A 21,571-nucleotide genomic window follows, 5' to 3' on the forward strand; every position below is an offset into this window, starting at 1 on the left:
AATTAAGATCAGGCAGCCGGCGATACAGTGCGCGGGGCAAGCTCGTCAATGCCAAGCAGAAAATTGATCTGCGGACGGGCCTTCACCAGATCGTCGATCGTGTATTGCGCCAGGACCTCGAAAAACGCGTTCAGAGCCTTGCGCAGCGCCGAGTTGAGACCACAGCTATCGATCAGCGGGCATTCCACATCGCCGTCATCTTCGAAGCATTCCGCCATGGCGAAACTGTCTTCGGTCACCTTGACCACATCGAACAGGGTGATCTTGTCGGCTGCACGCCCAAGGCGCACGCCGCCGTTACGGCCTCGCACGGTTTCCACCAGACCGGCCTTGTTGAGCGGCTGCAAAATCTTGAAGAGAAACAGTTCAGACACACCATAGGCTCGGGCAATTTCGGGAATACGGCTCAGACTGCCATCATTGGCCGCGCAATACATAAGCATGCGCACCGCGTAATTTGTCTGCTTTGTCAAACGCATGCTGAACTCCCTAATTCCGTTGAGCACTTATATAACCTGCTTTGTAGTTTTGAACAATTCCAAAATACTCAACTTTTGACATCACGTCTCCGTGAGACGCCGAGTCGTCGTTGACACCTAGCATAAAATCATGAAAACCACACTCAAGAATTGCTTTCTACCCGGAGGTTTCCATGAACCCGATCAACACCCTTCGTGCCGCTCTTGTGCCTGTCGCTTTGCTGGCAGGTACCGGCACAGCGCTCGCTGACGGCGAAGTGAACATCTACTCCTATCGCCAGCCGGAACTGATCCAGCCGCTTCTGGATGCCTTTACCAAGGAAACCGGCATCGAGACCAATGTGCTCTTCCTCGACAAGGGACTGGTGGAGCGCATGGCGGCCGAGGGGCAGAACTCGCCGGCCGATGTGATTCTCACCGTCGATATCGGTCGTCTGGTCGAGGCCAAGGATGGCGGCGTCACACAACCTCTGGTCGATGAACTGGTCAACAAGGATATCCCGGCCCACTTTCGCGATCCCGATGGGGACTGGTTCGGGCTGACCACCCGCGGCCGTGTCGTCTATGCCTCCAAGGAGCGCGTTCCGGAAACCGAAATCACCTATGAAGAACTCGCCGATCCCAAGTGGAAGGGCCGGCTTTGCATGCGCGATGGCCAGCATTCCTACAATATCGGCCTGATTGCCTCGATGATCGCCCATCATGATGCCGACTACACGGAAACCTGGCTGAAGGGTGTGCGCGACAATCTGGCCCGCAAGCCCGATGGCAATGACCGCAGCCAGGCCAAGGCCATCTATGCCGGTGAATGCGATATTGCGCTGGGCAACACCTATTATGTCGGCCTGATGATGACCAACGACAAGGATCCGGAAGAAAAGGACTGGGCCGCAGCGATGAAGATCCTGTTTCCCAATTCCGGCGACCGGGGAACCCATGTGAACATCTCCGGCATGTCGCTGGCCAAATATGCCCCCAACAAGGACAATGGCATCAAGCTGATGGAATTCCTGTCATCGGGCGAGGCACAGAAGCTGTATGGCGAGCAGGTGTTCGAATATCCGGTCATGCCGGGCGTGGAACCGTCCGAGATCGTGAAGTCCTTCGGCAAGATCAAGCCCGATACGCTGGCTCTTTCCGAAATCGCCGCCAACCGCAAGCTTGCCTCCGAACTGGTGGACAAGGTGGGGCTGAACGACGGCCCACAGGACTGACGATCGACGTCAGCTCACACGAGTTCATCTGTGACCAGCCGGCCCAATCGGGCCGGTTTTTTTGTGTCTTTCTTTGCACGGCTTCTGCCGTCGCCGGCCTTGTCGGCAAGATCGCTTTCTGCTCAATGTCCCGGCGAGGAATAAGGGGGAGGCGTGATGCAGACAGAAGCTGGGAACACACGTTCGGAAGCGGGCAAGGGCATTCTTCTGATGTGCATCGGCATTGCCTTGCTGACCGTCAACGATGCGCTGGCGAAAAACCTGACGAGCGGCTACTCGGTCTTTCAGATCCTCTTCATCCGCAACATGATCGCCCTGCCCTTCGCGCTGCTCATCGCCTTCGGTCTGGGCGGCAAGGCGGCGCTGATATCGCACCGTCCTTCGGCCCATCTTCTGCGCGGACTGCTCTGGCTGGGTGCCGCCTTCCAGTTCATCACCAGCCTGCGCTATCTCGGGCTCGCAGAGGCGACGACCCTGGTCTTTATCGCGCCGGCCATCATCACAGCCATTTCGGCACTCTTCCTCGGCGAGCAGGTGGGCTGGCGCCGCTGGAGCGCCGTGATTGCCGGCTTTGTCGGCGTGCTGATCGCGGTCCAGCCCGGCAGCGCCACTTTCCAGCTCGCCTCGCTTCTGTCGCTGGGCACCGCCTTCTTCTATGCCTTCCTGATGGTGGGCGCCCGCTTCGTCGATCCGCGCGACAGCGTCTGGACGCTGATGCTCTATCTGGTGATGTTCGGCGCCTTGTTTAGCGGCATCGTATCGGCATTCGTCTGGCAGCCGGTCGCCAGCAGCGATCTGCCGTTCTTTGCCGCCCTCGCCCTGACAGGCACGATCGGCACGACGCTGGTCACCCAGGCCTTCCGCTTCGCACCATCGGCAATCATCGCGCCCTTCGACTATACCGCCCTTCTCTGGGCGACCCTGCTCGGCTGGCTGTTTTGGGGCGAACAACCCGGATTCGCGGTGCTGGTGGGAGCCGCCATCATCATGGCAAGCGGTCTCTACATCGTCTGGCGCGAACACCGGCACAACAAGCAGCCGCTCAGCGAGACCAGCCTCGCCGACCGGATGTGATGCCCCCCGGATCGCCGGCGCCGCCCAGGTTCAATAGATCGTGTTGCGGTACTCGACCTCCAGGTCGTCGTCGAGCTTGCGCATCTGCCCCTCATCCGCCGGCGCGCCCTTCGTCTCGTCCAGAATGATCTTCATCAGCGAGGGCATCGACTTGCGATCCTGATAATGCCCGGGGTTCCATAGGTTCGAGCGCCGGAATGCCTTGGCGCAATGCATGAAGACCTCCTCGACCTCCACCACGATTGCCAACGTCGGCAGCCGGCCATTCACCTGCAGACTTGCCAGAAGCGCTGGATCGCGGCTCAGGCGCGCGCGACCGTTTGCCCGCAGCGTGTCATCGAAACCCGGCACCATGAAAAGCAGCCCGACAGTCGGGTTGGAAAGAATATTCCTCAGCGTGTCCAGGCGGTTGTTGCCGGGCCGGTCGGGGATCGCCAGCGTCTTGTCGTCCAGCACCTGCACGAAGCCCACCGGATCGCCGCGCGGGCTGATATCGGCCTTGCCCTCGGCGCTCTGGGTGCCGATGCATAAAAAGGGCGAGCGGGAAATGAATTCCCTCGCATGGGTGCCGAGCGTCGGCTGACACTTCAAAAGCGCCATCTCGTGCGTCGGCCCGTAAAGTCCGGCAAGTGCCTGCAAATCCTCGATATCGAACGCCGGATCGAGCGTCATTTTCTCCATTGGATTCTCCTCCCGGCTGGCCGCGCTCCCGTCAGCATCTACAGCCGCCCAACAACATGATGTACGTACCTCAGAACCAGGACTACGCCACATTGGCCGCTCGATCAAGGCCCGGGCCGGCTCGCCCCTCACGCCGGACACGGAAAAGGCCCTCGCCCCGATGCGGGGAGAGAGCCCTGTCCGTCCATTGCCTGTCCGTCCATGGAAAACGCGACTGAACCCTTACTTCATCGTCGGCATGACGAATTCGGCACCGTCCTTGATGCCCGATGGCCAACGGCTGGTGACCGTCTTGGTGCGGGTCCAGAACCTGATCGAATCCGTGCCATGCTGGTTCAGGTCGCCGAAGGAGGAAGACTTCCAGCCGCCGAAGGAGTGGTAGGCCAGCGGCACCGGGATCGGCACGTTGACGCCGACCATGCCGATATTGATACGGCTGGCAAAATCGCGGGCGGCATCGCCGTCACGGGTGTAGATGGCAACACCATTGCCGTATTCATGCTTCATCGGCAGTTCGAGCGCTTCTTCGTAGTTCTTGGCGCGCACCACCGACAGGACCGGACCGAAGATCTCGGTCTTGTAGATGTCCATGTCGGGCGTGACATTGTCGAACAGGCAGCCGCCGACGAAATAGCCGTCTTCATAGCCCTGAAGCTTGAAATCGCGACCGTCGACCACGAGGTTTGCGCCTTCCTCGACGCCCTTGTCGATCAGGCCCATGATGCGCTTTTGCGCTTCCTTGGTGACCACAGGGCCGAGATCGGCCTTGTCGTCGGTATAGGGACCGATGCGCAGGGATTCGACCATCGGGGTCAGCTTTTCGATCAGCCGGTTGGCTGTCTCCTCGCCCACGGGAACCGCCACCGAAATCGCCATGCAGCGCTCGCCGGCCGAACCGTAGCCGGCCCCCATCAGGGCGTTTGCGGCCTGATCGAGATCGGCGTCGGGCATGATGATCATGTGGTTCTTGGCGCCGCCGAAGCACTGGGCACGCTTGCCGTTGGACGCCGCGGTACCATAGACATAGCGGGCAATCGGCGTGGAGCCGACAAAGGAGATCGCGCCGACATCAGGGTCCGTCAGCAGCGCATCCACAGCCGACTTGTCGCCGTTGATGACGTTGAGAATACCTTCCGGCAGACCGGCCTCGATCATCAGTTCGGCCAGGCGGATCGGCACGGACGGGTCGCGCTCGGACGGCTTCAGGATGAAGGCATTGCCGCAGGCGATGGCGGGTGCAAACATCCACATCGGGATCATGGCGGGGAAGTTGAACGGGGTGATGCCCGCACCGATGCCAACCGGCTGACGGATCGAATACATGTCGATGTTCGGACCGGCACCTTCGGTGAACTCGCTCTTGGAGAGATGCGGAATACCGATCACGAATTCGCAGACTTCCAGGCCGCGAATGACATCGCCCTTGGAGTCTTCCACCGTCTTGCCGTGCTCCTTGGAGAGCATCACGGCCAGTTCATCCATGTTCTGGTTCAAAAGCTCGACGAATTTCATGAACACGCGCGCGCGGCGCTGCGGATTGGTCGCTGCCCATGCCGGCTGCGCCGCCTTGGCATTTTCGACGGCGGCCCGGATTTCCGCGTCGCTTGCCAGAGAAACCTTGGCCTGAACTTCACCCGTTGCCGGATTGAAGACGTCGGCTGTGCGCCCGCTGGTGCCGGCAACCTTCTTGCCGCCGATAAAATGACCGATCTCGTACATGAATGATCCCTCCTTGGATTTCGTTGGGGCCAGTATGCGCTTTCACGCGCACAACGCAACGCGAGGCTTTACGCATCCGTTGTGCGAAAACAAACACAAGGCGGAACAATGGCGCCCGGATTGCATCCGACCGGCACCCTATAACCGACGGCTTGCCAGGATTGCCGATCCGGCGTAAAAAGTCGCCGTCGCGAAAAGCGACCGCTTCCCATGATCCGCCAATGGCGGAGTAAGACGGTGGACGAATTGGCGTCCAGGCGGTCAAGTACACGTCGGCCCTGCCCTGGCGCAGGATCGGCCAGCGCTTCCGAAAAAACCTGAACCCTTTCACGCCGCTCGGGCGGGCAGCAAAGCCGTGGACGCTTTGCGGTGCCGCGCCGATCGGCCGGAGCACACCGTCATGACCAAGCCCCTGTTTGTCATCTTCACCGCAATCCTGCTCGATGCCGTGGGCATCGGCCTGATCTTCCCGATCCTCCCTTCCCTGCTGAAAGACGTCGCCGAGGGCGGCAATGTCGCCACCCTGATCGGCACGTTGACCGCGCTCTACGCGGCCATGCAATTTCTCTGCGCCCCGGTTCTGGGCGCCCTCTCCGACCGCCTCGGCCGCCGCCCGGTCCTGCTGATTTCGCTTGCCGGGGCTGCGGTCAATTATCTGGTCCTGGCATTCGCGCCCAGCCTCTGGATGCTGTTCGTCGGTCGCGCCATCGCGGGCCTGACTAGCGCCAACATGTCGGTCTCGATGGCCTATATCACCGACATCTCGCGCGAAGACGAGCGAGCCCGGCGCTTCGGCCTGACCAATGCCATGTTCGGCATGGGCTTCATCATCGGTCCCGTGCTCGGCGGCGTGCTTGGCGACATCTGGATGCGGCTGCCGTTCATCGCCGCCGCGCTGCTGAACGCCGCCAACCTGCTCGTCGCCGTCTTCGCCCTGCCGGAATCGCGCACAGCGGGTCGTCGCAAGATCGATCTTGCCGCCCTCAATCCATTGGCACCGCTGCGCTGGGCCTTGGCCATGAAACACCTGTTGCCGCTTATCCTCGTCTTCCTGCTGTTCAGCGCGACCGGCGAGGCCTATGGCACCTGCTGGGCGCTCTGGGGTGCAGACAGCTTTCATTGGGACGGCCTGCATATCGGCCTGTCGCTCGGCGCCTTTGGCCTCTGCCAGACGCTTGTCCAGGCCTTTCTTCCGGGCCTGGCGGTCAAGCGGCTCGGCGAGCGCGGCGCGGTGCTCGGCGGTGTTGCCGGCGTCTGCCTTGCGCTCGGCGTCATGGCCTTCGCCACCGAAGGCTGGGTGATCTTCGCGGTCATGCCGGTCTTTGCCTTTGGCGGCGTCGGAATGCCGGCGCTGCAATCGCTCGCCACCCGCCAGGTCGACGCCGATCGACAGGGCCAGTTCCAGGGCGTGCTCGCCTCGCTGGTCAGCCTGGCATCGATTGCAGCGCCGCTTATCTTTTCGGGTCTCTATTTCAGCGTCCGGGACCAGTGGCCGGGCGCGATCTGGCTGTCGGTGATCGCCTTCTATGCGCTCGGCGCGCTTGTCGTCATGGGCCTGCGGCCGGCCGTTGCGGTGACGGCGCGATAAGGCCGGAGCCGGCGGGCGCGGTCGCAGGGCCACGCCCGTCACCCAGCATCAGCCGCGTCTGGCCGCCTCGATCTTCGCCACGTCGATCTTGCCCATTTCCATCATCGCGGCGAAGGCGCGCCGGGCCTCGTCGCCACCGGCGGCCAGCGCTTCCATCAGCACGCGCGGCGTGATCTGCCAGGAAATGCCCCATCGGTCCTTGCACCAGCCACAAGCGCTTTCCTTGCCGCCATTTTCGACGATCGCGTTCCAGTAGCGGTCGGTCTCGGCCTGGTCCTCGGTCGAGATCTGGAAAGAAAAGGCCTCGTCAGGGGCGAAGGCCGGGCCGCCATTGAGACCCATGCAAGCCACGCCGGCGACCGTGAATTCGACGGTCAGCACATCGCCCGCCTTGCCGGAGGGAAAGTCGGCCGGCGCGCGGTATACCGTGCCGACCGAACTGTCGGGAAAGACCTCGGCATAAAAGCGGGCAGCGTCCTCCGCGTCCCTGTCATACCAGAGGCAAATCGTGTTCTTTGCCATTGCCATCTTTTTCGCGCTCCTCTCGCATACGCGGCGGGTGGCTGCCCGGCCGCGTCCTCCTCAAGGCTGGGGAGGGCACGATTGCATGCGGCCTCCCCAGCGGAAACTAGCATCGATCCGGCGACGCCGCGACATAGAAGGAGACAGGACAGGCAGCTTTGGACGCCTGCCGCCCGCCCTCATCATCATCGAGGATCGTCAGTCCTGCCAGATCAGCGATCGATGCGCCATGATCCCTGCCTTCACGCCAGCCGCACTGGCGAAGGTGGCATTGTGCATGGGGGTTGCACCATCGCCAACTCACCCAATCGCGGCATATCCGCCCCGTTGAACACGCTGTGAACGCTCCCTAACAAGCCGCTTCGCCTTCGCAAAAGTATCGCCGCAAGACGTGCCTCTTTCGCCCGACCGTGTTCAAAACTCTCGTCGTCTGAACGTCTCCGCCAGAAGCATCGTGCCTCGACTGCACCCATCGGCAGCCGTCTCCCCGGTCGAGACGGGCGCATCCCACCGAATGGGGCGGGCTTTCTCCATCGCGCTAGACCTTCTCCACCTCTCCGCTATAGTCGCTCATTTCCACATCGATAGCGTAATTGCCATGACCAAACGTTTTTCCTACAGGGATGACCCCACAGTTCCTGATTTCGACGATAGTGCGCCGGTTGCTGTGATGGATGCCAAATGCGCAATCTGTTCGTGGGGCGCCCGCATGATCAACCGGCTCGACCGCTCGGGTACGGTGCGGATATGCCCGATCCAGTCACCTTTGGGTTCCGCATTGCTGCACCATTACGGCTTCAAAGCGGATGACCCGTCAAGCTGGCTCTTTCTCGATGACGGCATTGTACACACGGATTTCGAAGCCGTGATACATGCAGGTCGAACCTTCGGAGGATGGGGGCACATGACCGCCATCTTGAGGCTGTTTCCAAAAGGTGTGCGGCACAAACTCTATAACTGGCTGGCGCGCAATCGCTATGCGATATTCGGTCGTAGTGACCTGTGTGCCCTTCCTGATCCCAAACTGCAAAAACGACTTATGCGATGAAAGTACTCCTGCTAGGCGGCTATGGCGTTTTCGGAGAGCGACTCGCACGCTTGTTGGTGCGCGATGGTCATACCGTCACCATTGCGGGACGCGATCTCAGAGCGGCGAAACGTCTGGCTGCCGAACTGGACTGTGCCGCCGTCCAAATGGATCGCAAGGGCAATTTGACGGAATTGGCGGGCCATCAGGTGGTGATCGATGCTGCCGGTCCATTCCATTCCTACGGTGACGAACGCTACCGGCTGGCGCAGGCCGCAATTACAGCGCAAATGCACTATCTCGACCTGTCCGACGATGCCGGGTTCTGCGCGGGCATTGCGGAACTCGACGCTGCGGCGCGCACTGCCGGGATTTGTGTTCTGTCTGGCCTTTCGACTGTGCCTGCGCTGTCCAGCGCCGCCGTCCGGGCCTTGGCGGCCAACGACGCTCCCATTATGATCGACACCGCCATCCTACCCGGCAATCGCAGCCCGCGCGGGCTGTCGGTGATCCATTCCATTCTCACGCAAGCGGGAAGCCCCATGCAGGTCTGGCGCGGCGGTTCGTGGCTGACAACCACCGGCTGGTCGGATCCAGCAGACTATAAGTTACCTGACGGCACAATCCGGCAAGGCTGGCAAATATCCGTTCCAGACATCGTGCTCTTCCCCGGCTATTTTAAGGCAGGGACGGTACTCTTCCGTGCCGGTCTCGAGCTGGCGGTGATGCGCTACGGTCTCGCATTCTTCGCCGCGCTTCGCCGCGTTTTTCCCTTTCGCGTGACAGGACCGATTGCGCATGCGGTCAAATATGCAGCCGAATTGCTGGCCCCCTTTGGCAGCGGAACAGGCGGCATGTCTGTGATGGTGATCTCCGGCGGAGAGAAGCGCTACTGGCGTCTGTTGGTAGAGGATGGCAATGGGCCTTTCATTCCGGCAATCGCCGCCCGGGCCTTGCTGCGCCGTGACATTCTCCCGGTAGGCGCTGGCCCGGCACTGTGTGCAATAACATTGGAAGAAGCGGAGGCGGCGATGTCCGACCTCAACGTTTCAATCGAACGCGTGTCCGAAACTTTTGAGCCCATTTTTGCGAAAGTGCTCGGCTCAGGTTTCGCGACCCTTCCACAGATCATCCGCAACACCCACATGACAGCGGACACCGCCTACTGGAACGGCCATGCCAGTGTCGAACGTGGCACCAGTCTGTGGAGCCGCCTCATCGCTCGGATTTTCAGCTTTCCCAAGGCTTCTGACCAGACAACCATCGAGGTGACTAAGCGTGTCATAGCGTCGGGCGAGATCTGGATCCGCTGCTTTGGAAAATATCGCTTCACCTCGAAACTCACGCCAACGCGCAAGGGCATGACCGAGCGTTTCGGACCGTTCACATTTCTGCTTGGACTTGAAGTAAGCGACCAGGCATTGCACTACCCCGTCTTATCAGGAAGGCTCGGCCCTCTCCCGCTGCCCCGATGGCTTCTGCCCGTTTCCGAGGCAAAGGAATATGTTCGCGATGGCCGTTTTCATTTTGACGTAAAATTGTCCGCACCGATCACAGGCGACCTGCTCGTGCATTATCGGGGAACGCTCGAGCCCGGACATTCGCGAACCAGGTAGTCCCCATGGCCGTTGATCAAAGTCATAAAACGACGCGACCACGCGCCTCGCCAATCATCCTTCCCCGCGCACCCTTTCCGAATCGGGACTTTGGGTCACGGGCTTGATCAGCGATCGATGCGCCATGATCCCTGCCTTCACGCCAGCCGCACTGGCGAAGGTGGCATTGTGCCTGGGGTTGCACCATCGCCAACTCAGTCAATCGCGGCATATCCACCCCATTGAACACGCTGTGAACGCTCCCCAACAAGCCGCTTCGCCTTCGCAAAAGTGTCGCCGCAAGACGTGCCTCTTTCGCCCGACCGTGTTCAAAACTCTCTTCGCCCGAATGTCTCCGCCAGAAGCATCGTGCCGCGATCCGCTTCCTCTTCAGACAGTCCGGAAAAACCCAGCATCAATCTGGAGGTGTCGCGCGAGACCACATTCATGCGCGAGAGCGGCATGACGACAACGCCGCGCTTCAACGCGGCGTCCGAGACCGCTGTGTCATCCCCCCAGGTGCCCGTGCTGCGCACGGTCAGATTGATCCCCTGATCCGGAAGCACGACGGAAAGATGTTCGCCGATCCGCTCCTTCAGGAGACCCGCCAGCAGATCTCTGGAGCCCCGCAGACGCTCCCTCAGTCGGCGCAGGTGCGAGGGGAAATAGCCCTCGTTCAGAAAATCGGCGACCACACGCTGCTGAAAGGTGGGCGGACAGCGGTCGAGCGCCGGGCGAATGGCCCGGAATACCGGCACGAGATCGGCGGGCACGACGAGATAGCCGAGCCGCAGGCTGGGCAGCAATGCCTTGCTGAACGTGCCCGTATAGAGAACGCGACTGGCCTGATCGAGGCCCTGCAGAGAGGCAATCGGATGGCCGTCATAGCGAAATTCGCTGTCGTAATCGTCCTCGACAATCCAGCAGCCATGCTCGCTTGCATAGGCCAGAAGCTCCAGCCGCCGCGGCAGGGATAAAACGGAGCCGACCGGATACTGGTTGGATGGCGTGACATAAAACAGGGCGGGCGGCGGCAAGGTGCCTGTTGCCAGCGTTTCCGTCACCACCCCGTCCTGGTCGACGGGCAGGCCGATGATGTTTGCGCCATTGAGCGTCAAGCACTGCCGGGCGGGCGGATAACAGGGATCTTCAACGACAACGGTGTCGCCGGGCGAGGCCAGAACGCGAAAGGCCAGATCGAGCGCCTGCTGCGTTCCAGCCGTGATGAAGACCTGATCGGCCTTGCACGTCACGCCGCGCGATACCGCCAGATGGGCGGTGATGGCCTGCCGGAGTTCGGGAAAGCCCTGAATATCGCCATAGCCTTCAAAGGCATAATTCATGTGGCGTCCTGCAATGCGGGTGAGCAGGCCGGCCGTTCTATCATCATGGGCAATCCGGCCGGTCGCGAATGGCAACGGCTTTTGCGGCTCCAGACTGGGGCCAGTCCGCAGCACTTGTGTCACCGCCTGCGACAAACCGCGACGCGTGGAATGCGGCGGCGGCTCCTTGCGCTTGCCTGTCCCGATAAAGGTCTCCGGAGAGACCGATACGACATAGGTGCCGGACCCGTGGCGGGCGACGGCATAGCCCTCCGCAATCAGGATGTCATAGGCCTCGGCAACCGTCCCCCGCGACAGTCTCCATTCCGTCGATGCCAGCCGGGTGGAGGGCAGGCGCTGGCCGGCATTCAAACGTCCGTTCGCGATCGCGCCCCGCAGATCGAGATAGAGTTGCCGCGCCAGAGAGGCCGGCGACGAGGGATCGATATTCGGGTGAAAACCAGCCGATGGACTTTCCCGGCGCCTCTTCAGATCCATGCCTCATCCCGTCAAGTGGCTCAGGCGCCGCATGCAAAGTGGCCCTTCAAATCGGGAGCAAATTGCATTTTTATCGATCCACTTTCAAGCACGGATTTGAAACCCGCCACGCCAACACATTTTGCCACCGTCTTTTCCTTACCCCTATCGGGAGCCCCAGATGACAGTTTCCAACAAAAGGCTGCGAATTGCCGTCCTTTTCGGCGGCCGTTCAGCCGAGCATGACGTCTCCGTCCTGTCGGCCACCAATGTCATGAGGGCCCTGGCCCCCGACACATACGATCCGGTCCCGATCTTCGTGACGCGCGAGGGGCGCTGGCTGATGAGCCGGTTTGAAAACGGCACCCTGTCGCAGCCAGACAGCGGAACGGAGGTCTGCCTGATCCCCGGCGGTCGCGGGCGCATGGTCGCCATCGACAGCAGCGGAGCAATGGCGCAAGCCGGTATCATCGACATCCTCTTTCCCGTCCTGCACGGCCCCTATGGCGAGGACGGATCGGTTCAGGGACTGGCAGATGTCGCACGCGTTCCGCTGGCGGGTTGCGGCATTCTCGGCTCGGCAACGGCCCTGGACAAGGTCATAGCCAAACAGTTGCTGCGCGCCGCCGGCATCCCGGTTGCCCGATCCGCCACGCTGACCGACAGTGCGACTGCCGATATTGCCTTACTGGAAGACGATATCGGCCTTCCGCTCTTCATCAAGCCGGCCCGGCAAGGGTCTTCGGTGGGCGTGAGAAAGGTCTCGGGACGTCAGGAGTTTCTGCCCGCGCTTGCGGAAGGTTTCCAATATGACCGGTCGTTGCTCGCCGAAGAATTCATCGACGGGCGCGAGATTGAATTCAGCGTTCTGGAAGATCCGGCAGGCGGTCTGTTCGTCTCGCGGCCCGGCGAGATTACGCCCGCCGAAAGCCATGGATTTTACAGCTACAATGCCAAATATGTCGATGAGGGCGGTGCCGCCCTGACGGTGCCGGCAGACGTGCCACCGGAGATCGAGGCGGCGATGCGCGAGATGGCCGCCAGGGCATTTCGTGCGCTCGGCTGCGACGGCATGGCGCGCGTGGATTTCTTCCTGACCGAGGACATGCGGTTCCTCGTCAACGAGGTGAACACCATTCCGGGCTTCACCAATATCAGCATGTATTCCAAGGCCATGGCGGCAAGCGGCGTCGGCTATGCCGATATCATCGACCGCCTGGTGGCCCATGGCCTGGCGCGCGCCGAACGGAATAACTGAGCGCAACCGTTTGCGGGAATTGCCCTCATCCCTGCCAGATCAGCGATCGATGCGCCATGATCCCTGCCTTCACGCCAGCCGCACTGGCGAAGGTGGCATTGTGCATGGGGGTTGCGGCATCGCCGGCGGCAAAGAGACCGGGAATGCTGGTCGCTCCCCATTCGTCCGTCTTGATATAGGGCCCCTGCGGCCCCTCCTCCGTGGCAGCGCGCAGCTGATCGGCCAGCGGCGACGCCGGCTTGACGCGGGTCTGCACGAACAGGGCCTTGATCGGCACGCGGCGTCCATCGGCCAGTTCTGCGGCTTGCAGCGCCTCGCCTTTTGAAATCAGCCGGATCACGGGCTCCTGCAGGATCGACACGCCGCGGTTCATGAGCATGGCCGTGTCTTCCTCGGCAAATTCGACACCCGGCTGCAGAAATACGGTCGTTGCGCCCCAATCGGGGAGAAGTGCCCCCTGGTGATGCGCAAGGGGCGAAGAGGCCAGCAGACCTATGGGGCCGCCGTCGATCTCATAACCGTGGCAATAGGGGCAGTGCAGCACGCTTTTGCCCCAGAGCGGCGCCAATCCCTCGATCTCCGGCAGCTGGTCACGAACCCCGATGGCCAAAACAAGCCGCTTGCCTTGCACGCACCGGCCGTCGGACAGTTCCACCTCGAAACCCCTCTCCGCCGGAGCCGCCGACATCGCCTCGCCGTCGATCTTGACGAAGGTCGGATAGCGACGCAGCTGGGAAAGGGCGATGCCCACAATCTGCGCCGGCGCTGACCCATCCTGGCCCAGAAAACCATGGGAGGCAGGGGCGAAGCGATTGCGCGGCGCACCGGCATCGATCAGCAGCACATGTTTTCGCGCCCGTACCAGCTGCAGGGCCGCCGAAAGGCCGGCAAAGCTTCCGCCGACAATGATGACATCATGGGTTTGCGACATGCGATGGCTCCAGTTCGTTTTCATGTATCTTTTTATGTTACGAATCTTTGCCCTCGTCAATACACGTAACATCACTTGTTGCGAAAGCCTCCGGTTGCTAGGGTGACGGCCGGAATTCAAAGCTGACGGGAAAACGAAATGCGAGGCGACAGCCGTCTATCGCGCATGCTGCATGTGCTCATTCATCTGGAACGCGGCGGTCAAGCGATGACCTCGGAGATGATCGGCAAGATGCTGAGCACCAATCCGGTCGTGGTCAGGCGCACCATGGCGGGCCTGCGCGAGCGCGGATATGTGCAGTCCGTCAAGGGCCATGGCGGCGGCTGGGCGTTGCTGAAGCCCCTGAACGCAATCACGCTTCTCGATGTCTACGATGCCCTCGACCGGCCCGAACTCTTTTGCCTTGTGCCCTCCTCCGATCATGCCAATTGTCTGGTCGAGATTGCCGTCAACGATGCGCTGCAATCGGCACGTCTGGAGGCGGAGACGCTCCTCCTCGACCGCTTCGCCGGCATCCGCCTCTCCGATATCGCCGACGATTTCGAGCAACGCATGGCAGCCCTCGGTCTCCCGCCGCATCGAGACTGACGCGTGCGATACGCCTCGGCGTTGATTGCGGCAATTGCACAGGCGAGCCAATCAGACTATCGATTGTTGTGCAATTTTCTTGAAACGGACGGGATGCATTTGCGCGCGAACCTTCCTACCCACGCCCGAACGGACACTGCCCATGAACTGGGATGACGTGCGCATATTCCTGGCCGTGGCCCGTGCAGGCCAGTTTCTGGCAGCGGCAAAGCGGCTGGGCGTCAATCACGCCACGCTGTCGCGCCGTGTCACGGCGCTTGAGGATACGCTGAAGACCAAGCTGTTGACCCGGCGCACCAATGGCTGCGAGCTCACGCCGGAGGGCGAGATCTTTCTGCATGCGGCCGAGCGCATGGAAATGGAAATGCTTGCGGCGCAATCCGGCATCGGCCATGTCGATAATGCGGTGGCCGGCACCGTGCGCATCGGTGCGCCGGACGGCTTCGGCGTGGCCTTCCTGGCACCGCGCCTCGGGCAACTGACCGAGCGTTATCCGGCCCTGAAAATCCAGCTGGTGCCGGTGCCGCGCGCCTTTTCGCTGTCCAGCCGCGAGGCCGATATCGCCATCACGCTCGAGCGGCCCGAGCATGGCCGGCTGATATCCGGCAAGCTTACCGATTATGCGCTCTGCCTTTATGCCGCGCGCGATTATGTTGACCGCCATGGCGCGCCGGGCACCGTGGACGAACTCGCCGCACACCGGCGCATCGGCTATGTGGAAGACCTGATCTTTTCCGCCTCGCTCAATTATACCGGCGAGATCCTGCGCAACTGGAATGCCGGCTTCGAGATTTCCAGCGCCACCGGCCAGACCGAGGCTGTGCGCTCGGGTGCCGGGATCGGCATCCTGCACAAATATATCGCCCGGCAATATCCCGATCTCATTCGCATTCTGCCGGAGATCGAAATCTCGCGCGCCTATTGGACCACCTATCACGAGAATGCCCGCGCCCTTGTGCGGGTGCGCACCGTTGCCCAGTTCCTGCAGGAGATCGTCGATGCGGAACGGGCAATTTTTCTGTAACCCGGCTCGCCCCGGCATCGTCACGCCCAGACTGTCAGGACCCTCACCATGACTGCTGCCATACTCAAAGCCCGCCCTGTCGGTGCCACTGCCGTTCTCGGGCGCCAGGGCTTTCCGCAGGTCACGTCCGCAACCGGAGGCGAGCTTGCCATTGTCACCGGCGCATCGCAGCCCGGCTTCAACCCGCTCGATCTGCTCTATGCCTCGCTTGCCGCCTGCCTTGCCATGAGCGCGCGCATCGCCGCCCATGAGCTGGGCGTCATGGATCGGATTAGCGAAATCACCGCTGCCGTTTCCGGCGACAAGGCAGAGGACGGGCCATCGCGGATCGGCCATTTCCAAATCGCCTTCACCATTGTCGGCGATCTCGATGACCGGACGCGACAGGCGATTGCCGAGTGCGCCGAAAACGAGGTCTGCACCGTCTCCAACACCATCCGCTCCGATCCGACCTTCACCACGACCGTCAGCGGCTAGCGGGCAGGTTTGCAGGAGAGGATGAAACGGTCCGGCACCACCAGACCGGCGAAATAGGCAGCGTCGGGTGCCGCCTCGCTCCTGACAAGGCAACTGCCATTTTGATCGCCGCGCAACATGACCGGATATCTGTCTGCCAGTCGAAAGGCAGCGATATAGCTCTCGTCGCGCACCATTAGGCTCGCCTGGCTGTTCTCAAGTCCGATCGGCGCGTCGAGATTGAAGGCGAAGGTCACGGTCACAGCCGGTCCATGGATTGCGGCATCGAATCCTGCGGGATCGCCAAGCGCCACCGTCTCATCGCCGGCCGTCAGCGTGTTCAGGAACGCACCGCCGCCCAGATCCGCCACCAGTCTTTGTCGCAGCGCCTGCTTTTCATCCTCGGCAAAGGCGCCATCGCGGTCATGATCGAAGCGGTCGATCAGGGCGCGGCTATAGCGGGTGTCGAAGGTCCAGCTTTCGCCGATACCGGTCAGCGCGGCGCCATTCAGGTTGAAGAGCAGGCGCAGGGTCACGGCGATATCGGGATGGGCGGCGGCCGGCATGGCCGTTATCGCCAGCATCAGGCCCGCCAATCCGGCTCTCCGCCAGCCTCGGAATGCCGTGACAGGCCGCATCATTGCCCCTCCCCCGCCGCAGGCTCGAAGGCATCGAGCACCGCGCCGAAGCCCGGATAGTCGCCGCTGCCGCGAACTGGCTGCACGAAAGGCGGCGGCGTCAGTTCAACCGTCTTGGCCGCCATATAGGCCCCGCCATAGAGCGCGCCGATGGCGAGAAGCCAGCTTCCGAATACGCGCGCGGCAATCAGGCTCCAGGGCGCGTTGACCAGACGGGCCAGGCCGGCAATGGCAAACACCAGCCAGACCGACAGCAGCATGGCCAGTGGCGGGTAGCGCCAGTCATGCAGGCTTGGATCCGACAGCCGGATTGCCAGCGCAAGGCTTGCACCGATCACCGGCAGCAGGAAAACGCCCGGCCGGAAGCGCATGGAAGGTGGCAGCGCCAGCAGCGCGCCGGTCAACAGGCAGGCCATCGGGCCCACCAGGAAATAATGGGTCGGCGCCGCCGGCAGCGGTGCCAAAAGCCGCATCAGTGGCTGGTGGCCGAGATAGCCCCCGACGAAACCGGCAAGCAGCAGCAGGATTGCCGGCTTCAACCGCGTCTGCGGACATTGCCCCAGAACAAGCCCGAGCCCGACCAGCGGCAGCAGTCGTTCCGCCGTCAGCGTCGTCGACAACAGCCAGTGATCGAGACTGCCATCGGCAAGCGCGGTCAGTACTGCCGATGCCACGAGAACAAGCGCCCCCATTGCCAGCGCGCTCATGCCGGCAACAGGGCGCCATTGTCCATCATGCTTGGATAAAGGCACGGTTCCAGACGCCCGTCAGGCGATCAGGAAATAAAGGCCGCCAATGCCGATCAGCCCGCCCAGCGCGCGCGACAGCTTGCCGGCGTGAACGCGCTGGAAGCCCAGGCCAACGGCAATGCCGGCAATGTGGATCAGGCCGGTCGCCACCACGAAGCCGATGGCAAAATCGGCCGGATCGGTGGCTGTCGGCAATTCTGCCCCATGGGCGTAGCCGTGGAAAATCGCAAAAATGCCGATCACGGCCAGCGCCACCCATTCCGGCGGACGCCAGACAAAGGCAATGGCCGCGCCCAGCACGATAATCGACATGGCAATGCCGCTTTCCACCGCCGGCAGCGGCACGCCGGCAATGCCCATGATACCCCCGGCGACCATGATCAGCGGAAAGGCAATCGGCAGGCTCCAGACGGTGCGCCCGCCCATCTGCGCGCCCCACAGGCCCACGCAGAACATGGCGAGCAGATGGTCGAGGCCGGAGAGCGGATGCTCGAAACCATGGAGAAAGCCGCCCGTCTCACCCTGCAGGATATGGGCATCTGCGGTGCCGGGCAGCATGGCCAGCGCCATGAGACTTGCAAGGGACAGACAAGCGATATGCGATGAGGCTTTCGACACAGCCATTGATCAGATCTCCATTTCGTCAGGCCTTCTCGCCAACGGGGTTCGGGACAAGCGGTTGTCCAACCACATTGCGTTCGGGCATGCGGCTCGACTATATCCGAACTGTGCCGCTTTGTAGACCAAATCGCTGCCTAATGCCCGGAGCGGAAAACGAGGACTTGCCATGACACGCCAATCCCGACTGCAGCATGCTCTGGCCCGGCTGGCAGGCATTGGCCTTGCGCTTGTGTCCACGGGCCTTTTGCCTTCCCCTGCCTTTGCCCATGTGCTTGGCGGCCCCATGGGCGGTTTCGGCAGCGGCTTCGGCCATCCGCTGGCGGGTGCCGATCATTTTCTGGCCATACTGGCTGTCGGTCTGTGGGGGGCGCAGATGGGCGGGCGCACCGTGTGGATGCTGCCCGCCACCTTTCCGCTCATCATGTGCGTGGGCGGTGTCGGCGGCATGCTGGGTCTGGTGCCCGATCCGGTCATCACCACGGTGATTGCCATTTCGGTCATGGTGCTGGGCGGCGCTATCGCCGCCCAATGGCGCGCGCCCGATTGGGCCGCCATTTTAATCGTTGCCATTTTCGCGCTGTTTCACGGCTATCCGCACGGACAGATGACGCTTCGCGCTGCCGATCCAGCCGCCTTTACCGTCGGCTTCGTGGTCTCCACCGGCGTCATCCACATTCTCGGCATCGGCATCGGTTACGGCCTTGGCCGCATCTGGCAGGGCAAGCTGGTGCGCCTTCTGGGCGGCGCGATTGCAGCAAGCGGCATCTATTTTCTTCTATTCTGATAGACCAAGCCTTCACCCCCCTGCCCTGATCGGCTAAAAATTTTTCAGGGGAATCGAAAGGGGCAAGGATGTTGAAGCGCATCTTTTCTGCGAGCCTGCTGCTTGCCGCCACCACCGGTGGCGCCAGCGCAGACCGCGATGACGGCTATTGGGTGATCGTCGGCAATCTGCTTGAAACCGATTATGACAACACCGCCTCCGAGGCGATCCGCAATCGGGTCAGGGCCTGCGGGTTCGAACCGTTCAACGATTTTTCCGCCAAATTTTCCGGCTTCCGCCCCGGCTTCAACACCTTCCTGCTCGGTGCCTATGAAACCAGGGCCGAGGCCAGGACAGTGCTCAACACCGCCCGCCGCTGCGTCCCCGACGCCTATATCCGGCGCGGGACCTATTCGGGCGAGTGAGGTGGGGGAAGGCCTTGCGGCGGATTCGACTAATCCGACTGGCCACACCGATCACGGAAATCCGCCGTCAAAGCGAAGCCTATTCGCATCAGAGCGAATTTACTGTTTTGAACATTTCGGGAGAGAAATGGTACGGTTGGGGGGAATTGAACCTCCGACCTCAGGTGCCACAAACCTGCGCTCTAACTGGATCGGCGTTCTGCCAACACATCAGGATTACCCTGAAAATACAGTCTGATGCTGAGTTAAACTGTTGTCAACACTCACGAAACATCAAAATTTAACGATCCGGTTTGGCCTGTCATGGTTAACCTAGTCGACGAAAAAGCCCGGCAATCCGGGATTCTTTTTCCTGTTGTCAACACAGTCGAAATGTTATGGCCGTGTTATGAGTTTCGATAACACGCTGGAGCGCTCCCCATGGCCTCATATCCTGCTGCCATTACCACCGCATGGCTGAAGACTTTCCTCGCCGATCCTTTCACGGCCGGGGATCGGATTTATTCGGACACGATCAGCGAGCGTAAGGCTCTGGAACTCCGTGTGCAGGGAAAACGCGCGGCCTGGGTCGGCCGCTATAGAGGCACGACGACGACCCTCGGTTACGCGGTCGTCGCCAAAGGGATTGTCGAGAGACGGATCGTGACCCCTCAGGAAGCACGTTCGCTCAACGAGACCGTCCGCGACCTGAAAGATCGGGACCCTGAGCTGGTCAAGCCATTTCTGGACAATTACTTCGGCCTGTCGGCTGATGGTATTAGAAGTCAGCGCAAGGCTATTGAAGCCGCCGAGAAGGCCGTCGCACGCGCTCGAGGCGAGGAAGCGCACGCTCAGGCTTGGACGTTCCGTCAGGCCGTCGAAAACTGGATCGAGAAGCGAACCAAGGCTGACAATAAGAAGCCGATAAAGGACACCTATGGTGCCGAGGTGAGAATGGTCGTCGGGCGCGCGGAGTTCGCGTCGGTCATCGATCTGCCTATCACCAAACTCACGTCAAGAATGGCCGAAGATATCCGGGACGACGTCCTCGAAAACTCCGGAGTGTCTATGGCTAAAAAAGCGGTAGGCGCTTTCCGCAAGGTCCTCGGCTATACATACCAACATCACAAAGGCCAGTCAGGACTGGAGGACCATCAGCCTTGGTGGCTGATGCTGACTGAAGACAGCGTCATCCATGCTCGGGACCGTCAACCTAGCATCGACGATATCGGCAAGGTCCTGGCGCTCGGGGAGTACTTCCTTCACCACCGATTGCCCGGCCGCACGGGTGTCCAGCATGGCGTTCGTGACAACGTCTTTTCAGCGTTCGTATGGATTGTCATCACATCTCAACGTGTGGCCTCGGCGCTCTCACTCCAATTTGAAGACGTCCAACCTTGGACCGCTAAAGGAGAAGAAGGCTGGTTCCAGGCGATGTGGCGTGACGGGGTCATGAAGAATAGAAAGCGCTTCGTTCTTCCCATCCCTCCAAAGGCTGCGGATGTCCTGACGCTCTTTATGCTCCCATCGAAACACATCGGCTCAAAATGGGCGTTTCCGTCAGAAGATGGTAACGATAAGCAGATCGACAGAAATGCGCCCCGTCTATTCCTCCAACGTCTCGCGGCACGTGACGATCGGGCAAAGGGAGATGAGAATGCGATCGATCTGTTAGCACTCAACGGTATCGGTTATTGGTCTCCCCATGACGTCAGGCGCACACTGACCAACGCGATGGAGGCGTGGGGTATTCCGGGCGGTGCCTCGGTCGTCCTGTCTCATACCATCGATCTCGGCGAGCCCGACAAGAAGATGACCGACGCACAGTTCGAGGTTTGGGCGCGCAACAGGGTCGCCAAAATCACCGGTGAGAGCTACGGCGATATTCAGCACCTGAAACTCAAGGGTGAGGCGATGCTGATGTGGAGCGACGCGGTAATTGGCGCTTGGGAGAAATGGCGCGGCACGCCAATCTACGTGGACAAAGACAAGCAAGTGATCGTCGCGGACGAAGTCGCGAAGAAGGCCGCCTGAATAGGGGCGGCCTGTCCAGAGGTCGGCTAAAATGGCAACGTGGATTTTCTTAGGTTCCACGCCGGCGGGCCGTGGTCATACTGTGCCCCTCACCCTGAGGCGTAAGAACCACAGGGCAGGCACAACCGGTTGCCCTTTCACGAGGACTTGAACGGGGTCTTGCAACACATGCAGTTGCGTATCTTCCCGCCGACGGCGACTTGAACTCTCGGAGACCGCGCGGTCGATAGACGCTTAACCAGGTATCAACGGCCGAGACCGTTCGGCCAAGCCGGGGCGCAGCGTTTTCTGGGCCGATGCACGCTGTCATCAACGTCCGGAGTTCGGCGTCGTCGGCAGCCGTTCAGTAGACTTTGGCGTTAGCGGTAACCGCCCCGAACCGTGACCTGTCGCCAAGCTGCCTGCGG

At 61.3% G+C, this 21,571-nt stretch carries 21 protein-coding genes; 12 read left to right on the top strand and 9 right to left on the bottom strand.

The window, feature by feature from the left end; all coding sequences use genetic code 11:
• Positions 1 to 8: 8 nt before the first annotated feature.
• Positions 9 to 479, bottom strand: a complete 471-nt coding sequence (gene rirA / locus ACQQ2Q_RS04645; protein WP_428185849.1) for an iron-responsive transcriptional regulator RirA — start codon at positions 477 to 479, stop codon at positions 9 to 11.
• Positions 480 to 652: 173 nt separating this feature from the next.
• Between rirA and ACQQ2Q_RS04650 the strand changes: the two genes are divergently transcribed.
• Together ACQQ2Q_RS04650 and ACQQ2Q_RS04655 are read left to right on the top strand one after the other, a co-directional pair.
• Positions 653 to 1,693: a Fe(3+) ABC transporter substrate-binding protein gene (locus tag ACQQ2Q_RS04650; protein ID WP_428185850.1), complete on the top strand. Its 1,041-nt coding sequence runs from the start codon at positions 653 to 655 to the stop codon at positions 1,691 to 1,693.
• A gap of 156 nt (positions 1,694 to 1,849) precedes the next feature.
• A complete protein-coding gene (locus tag ACQQ2Q_RS04655; protein WP_428185851.1) occupies positions 1,850 to 2,767 on the top strand; it encodes a DMT family transporter in 918 nt (305 codons plus the stop codon).
• Between the two features lie 30 nt (positions 2,768 to 2,797).
• Here the strand turns inward: ACQQ2Q_RS04655 and ACQQ2Q_RS04660 are convergent, their stop codons facing one another.
• Together ACQQ2Q_RS04660 and ACQQ2Q_RS04665 are read right to left on the bottom strand one after the other, a co-directional pair.
• Complete coding sequence (locus ACQQ2Q_RS04660; RefSeq protein ID WP_428185852.1) at positions 2,798 to 3,448, bottom strand: pyridoxamine 5'-phosphate oxidase family protein; 651 nt, start codon at positions 3,446 to 3,448, stop codon at positions 2,798 to 2,800.
• A 222-nt stretch (positions 3,449 to 3,670) separates the two neighbouring features.
• Entirely contained in the window at positions 3,671 to 5,167 is a 1,497-nt protein-coding gene (locus ACQQ2Q_RS04665; protein ID WP_428185853.1) for a CoA-acylating methylmalonate-semialdehyde dehydrogenase, read from the bottom strand.
• 400 nt (positions 5,168 to 5,567) lie between these two features.
• Between ACQQ2Q_RS04665 and ACQQ2Q_RS04670 the strand changes: the two genes are divergently transcribed.
• Entirely contained in the window at positions 5,568 to 6,755 is a 1,188-nt protein-coding gene (locus ACQQ2Q_RS04670) for a TCR/Tet family MFS transporter (RefSeq protein ID WP_428185854.1), read from the top strand.
• A 48-nt stretch (positions 6,756 to 6,803) separates the two neighbouring features.
• Here the strand turns inward: ACQQ2Q_RS04670 and ACQQ2Q_RS04675 are convergent, their stop codons facing one another.
• Positions 6,804 to 7,277 (bottom strand): VOC family protein, encoded by a 474-nt coding sequence (locus tag ACQQ2Q_RS04675; protein ID WP_428186481.1) that lies wholly within the window; start codon positions 7,275 to 7,277, stop codon positions 6,804 to 6,806.
• Positions 7,278 to 7,875: 598 nt separating this feature from the next.
• Here ACQQ2Q_RS04675 and ACQQ2Q_RS04680 point away from each other — a divergent pair.
• Complete coding sequence (locus ACQQ2Q_RS04680; protein WP_428185855.1) at positions 7,876 to 8,325, top strand: thiol-disulfide oxidoreductase DCC family protein; 450 nt, start codon at positions 7,876 to 7,878, stop codon at positions 8,323 to 8,325.
• Positions 8,322 to 9,920: a DUF4166 domain-containing protein gene (locus tag ACQQ2Q_RS04685; protein WP_428185856.1), complete on the top strand. Its 1,599-nt coding sequence runs from the start codon at positions 8,322 to 8,324 to the stop codon at positions 9,918 to 9,920. Before ACQQ2Q_RS04680 ends, ACQQ2Q_RS04685 begins: the two co-directional genes overlap by 4 nt.
• A gap of 308 nt (positions 9,921 to 10,228) precedes the next feature.
• Here ACQQ2Q_RS04685 and ACQQ2Q_RS04690 read toward each other — a convergent pair whose 3' ends face one another.
• Positions 10,229 to 11,719 (bottom strand): PLP-dependent aminotransferase family protein, encoded by a 1,491-nt coding sequence (locus ACQQ2Q_RS04690; RefSeq protein WP_428185857.1) that lies wholly within the window; start codon positions 11,717 to 11,719, stop codon positions 10,229 to 10,231.
• Between the two features lie 160 nt (positions 11,720 to 11,879).
• Here ACQQ2Q_RS04690 and ACQQ2Q_RS04695 point away from each other — a divergent pair, with 160 nt between their 5' ends.
• Positions 11,880 to 12,956: a D-alanine--D-alanine ligase family protein gene (locus ACQQ2Q_RS04695; RefSeq protein ID WP_428185858.1), complete on the top strand. Its 1,077-nt coding sequence runs from the start codon at positions 11,880 to 11,882 to the stop codon at positions 12,954 to 12,956.
• A 25-nt stretch (positions 12,957 to 12,981) separates the two neighbouring features.
• On the opposite strand, the gene ACQQ2Q_RS04700 is transcribed toward ACQQ2Q_RS04695, so the two are convergent.
• Entirely contained in the window at positions 12,982 to 13,887 is a 906-nt protein-coding gene (locus ACQQ2Q_RS04700) for an NAD(P)/FAD-dependent oxidoreductase (RefSeq protein ID WP_428185859.1), read from the bottom strand.
• 138 nt (positions 13,888 to 14,025) lie between these two features.
• Between ACQQ2Q_RS04700 and ACQQ2Q_RS04705 the strand changes: the two genes are divergently transcribed.
• The 3 genes from ACQQ2Q_RS04705 (at position 14,026) to ACQQ2Q_RS04715 (ending at position 15,976) form a co-directional block, all read left to right on the top strand.
• Positions 14,026 to 14,475 (top strand): Rrf2 family transcriptional regulator, encoded by a 450-nt coding sequence (locus ACQQ2Q_RS04705; protein ID WP_428185860.1) that lies wholly within the window; start codon positions 14,026 to 14,028, stop codon positions 14,473 to 14,475.
• 142 nt (positions 14,476 to 14,617) lie between these two features.
• Positions 14,618 to 15,499 carry a LysR family transcriptional regulator gene (locus ACQQ2Q_RS04710; RefSeq protein WP_428185861.1) on the top strand — a complete coding sequence of 294 codons (882 nt, stop codon included), beginning with the start codon at positions 14,618 to 14,620 and terminating at the stop codon, positions 15,497 to 15,499.
• 48 nt (positions 15,500 to 15,547) lie between these two features.
• Positions 15,548 to 15,976, top strand: coding sequence for an OsmC family protein (locus tag ACQQ2Q_RS04715; RefSeq protein WP_428185862.1), 429 nt, complete (start codon positions 15,548 to 15,550; stop codon positions 15,974 to 15,976).
• On the opposite strand, the gene ACQQ2Q_RS04720 is transcribed toward ACQQ2Q_RS04715, so the two are convergent.
• From ACQQ2Q_RS04720 to ACQQ2Q_RS04730, 3 genes are read right to left on the bottom strand one after another with little or no spacing between them, the layout of a single operon-like run.
• A complete protein-coding gene (locus ACQQ2Q_RS04720) occupies positions 15,973 to 16,596 on the bottom strand; it encodes a DUF1007 family protein (RefSeq protein ID WP_428185863.1) in 624 nt (207 codons plus the stop codon). The two genes, ACQQ2Q_RS04715 and ACQQ2Q_RS04720, sit on opposite strands and share 4 nt — an antisense overlap.
• Complete coding sequence (locus ACQQ2Q_RS04725) at positions 16,593 to 17,345, bottom strand: hypothetical protein (RefSeq protein ID WP_428185864.1); 753 nt, start codon at positions 17,343 to 17,345, stop codon at positions 16,593 to 16,595. Before ACQQ2Q_RS04725 ends, ACQQ2Q_RS04720 begins: the two co-directional genes overlap by 4 nt.
• 15 nt (positions 17,346 to 17,360) lie before the next feature.
• Complete coding sequence (locus ACQQ2Q_RS04730; RefSeq protein WP_428185865.1) at positions 17,361 to 17,966, bottom strand: HupE/UreJ family protein; 606 nt, start codon at positions 17,964 to 17,966, stop codon at positions 17,361 to 17,363.
• Between the two features lie 163 nt (positions 17,967 to 18,129).
• Here ACQQ2Q_RS04730 and ACQQ2Q_RS04735 point away from each other — a divergent pair, with 163 nt between their 5' ends.
• From ACQQ2Q_RS04735 to ACQQ2Q_RS04745, 3 genes are all read left to right on the top strand, one after another.
• Complete coding sequence (locus ACQQ2Q_RS04735; RefSeq protein WP_428185866.1) at positions 18,130 to 18,747, top strand: HupE/UreJ family protein; 618 nt, start codon at positions 18,130 to 18,132, stop codon at positions 18,745 to 18,747.
• Between the two features lie 68 nt (positions 18,748 to 18,815).
• Positions 18,816 to 19,151 carry an SPOR domain-containing protein gene (locus tag ACQQ2Q_RS04740; protein ID WP_428185867.1) on the top strand — a complete coding sequence of 112 codons (336 nt, stop codon included), beginning with the start codon at positions 18,816 to 18,818 and terminating at the stop codon, positions 19,149 to 19,151.
• Positions 19,152 to 19,571: 420 nt separating this feature from the next.
• Positions 19,572 to 21,164: a hypothetical protein gene (locus ACQQ2Q_RS04745; protein ID WP_428185868.1), complete on the top strand. Its 1,593-nt coding sequence runs from the start codon at positions 19,572 to 19,574 to the stop codon at positions 21,162 to 21,164.
• Positions 21,165 to 21,571: the final 407 nt, after the last annotated feature.

Source organism: Agrobacterium sp. ES01 (assembly GCF_050320885.1).
In the GTDB taxonomy this organism is placed as follows: domain Bacteria; phylum Pseudomonadota; class Alphaproteobacteria; order Rhizobiales; family Rhizobiaceae; genus Allorhizobium.

Coding starts and splice junctions, on each gene's coding strand:
- ACQQ2Q_RS04665 (WP_428185853.1), bottom strand. CDS start 5,167: ATGTACGAGATCGGTCATTTTATCGGCGGCAAGAAGGTTGCCGGCACC.
- ACQQ2Q_RS04660 (WP_428185852.1), bottom strand. CDS start 3,448: ATGGAGAAAATGACGCTCGATCCGGCGTTCGATATCGAGGATTTGCAG.
- ACQQ2Q_RS04695 (WP_428185858.1), top strand. CDS start 11,880: ATGACAGTTTCCAACAAAAGGCTGCGAATTGCCGTCCTTTTCGGCGGC.
- ACQQ2Q_RS04675 (WP_428186481.1), bottom strand. CDS start 7,277: ATGGCAAAGAACACGATTTGCCTCTGGTATGACAGGGACGCGGAGGAC.
- ACQQ2Q_RS04655 (WP_428185851.1), top strand. CDS start 1,850: ATGCAGACAGAAGCTGGGAACACACGTTCGGAAGCGGGCAAGGGCATT.
- ACQQ2Q_RS04730 (WP_428185865.1), bottom strand. CDS start 17,966: ATGGCTGTGTCGAAAGCCTCATCGCATATCGCTTGTCTGTCCCTTGCA.
- ACQQ2Q_RS04720 (WP_428185863.1), bottom strand. CDS start 16,596: ATGATGCGGCCTGTCACGGCATTCCGAGGCTGGCGGAGAGCCGGATTG.
- ACQQ2Q_RS04670 (WP_428185854.1), top strand. CDS start 5,568: ATGACCAAGCCCCTGTTTGTCATCTTCACCGCAATCCTGCTCGATGCC.
- ACQQ2Q_RS04650 (WP_428185850.1), top strand. CDS start 653: ATGAACCCGATCAACACCCTTCGTGCCGCTCTTGTGCCTGTCGCTTTG.
- ACQQ2Q_RS04705 (WP_428185860.1), top strand. CDS start 14,026: ATGCGAGGCGACAGCCGTCTATCGCGCATGCTGCATGTGCTCATTCAT.
- ACQQ2Q_RS04740 (WP_428185867.1), top strand. CDS start 18,816: ATGTTGAAGCGCATCTTTTCTGCGAGCCTGCTGCTTGCCGCCACCACC.
- ACQQ2Q_RS04690 (WP_428185857.1), bottom strand. CDS start 11,719: ATGGATCTGAAGAGGCGCCGGGAAAGTCCATCGGCTGGTTTTCACCCG.
- ACQQ2Q_RS04745 (WP_428185868.1), top strand. CDS start 19,572: ATGGCCTCATATCCTGCTGCCATTACCACCGCATGGCTGAAGACTTTC.
- ACQQ2Q_RS04735 (WP_428185866.1), top strand. CDS start 18,130: ATGACACGCCAATCCCGACTGCAGCATGCTCTGGCCCGGCTGGCAGGC.
- ACQQ2Q_RS04680 (WP_428185855.1), top strand. CDS start 7,876: ATGACCAAACGTTTTTCCTACAGGGATGACCCCACAGTTCCTGATTTC.
- ACQQ2Q_RS04685 (WP_428185856.1), top strand. CDS start 8,322: ATGAAAGTACTCCTGCTAGGCGGCTATGGCGTTTTCGGAGAGCGACTC.
- rirA (WP_428185849.1), bottom strand. CDS start 479: ATGCGTTTGACAAAGCAGACAAATTACGCGGTGCGCATGCTTATGTAT.
- ACQQ2Q_RS04715 (WP_428185862.1), top strand. CDS start 15,548: ATGACTGCTGCCATACTCAAAGCCCGCCCTGTCGGTGCCACTGCCGTT.
- ACQQ2Q_RS04700 (WP_428185859.1), bottom strand. CDS start 13,887: ATGTCGCAAACCCATGATGTCATCATTGTCGGCGGAAGCTTTGCCGGC.
- ACQQ2Q_RS04710 (WP_428185861.1), top strand. CDS start 14,618: ATGAACTGGGATGACGTGCGCATATTCCTGGCCGTGGCCCGTGCAGGC.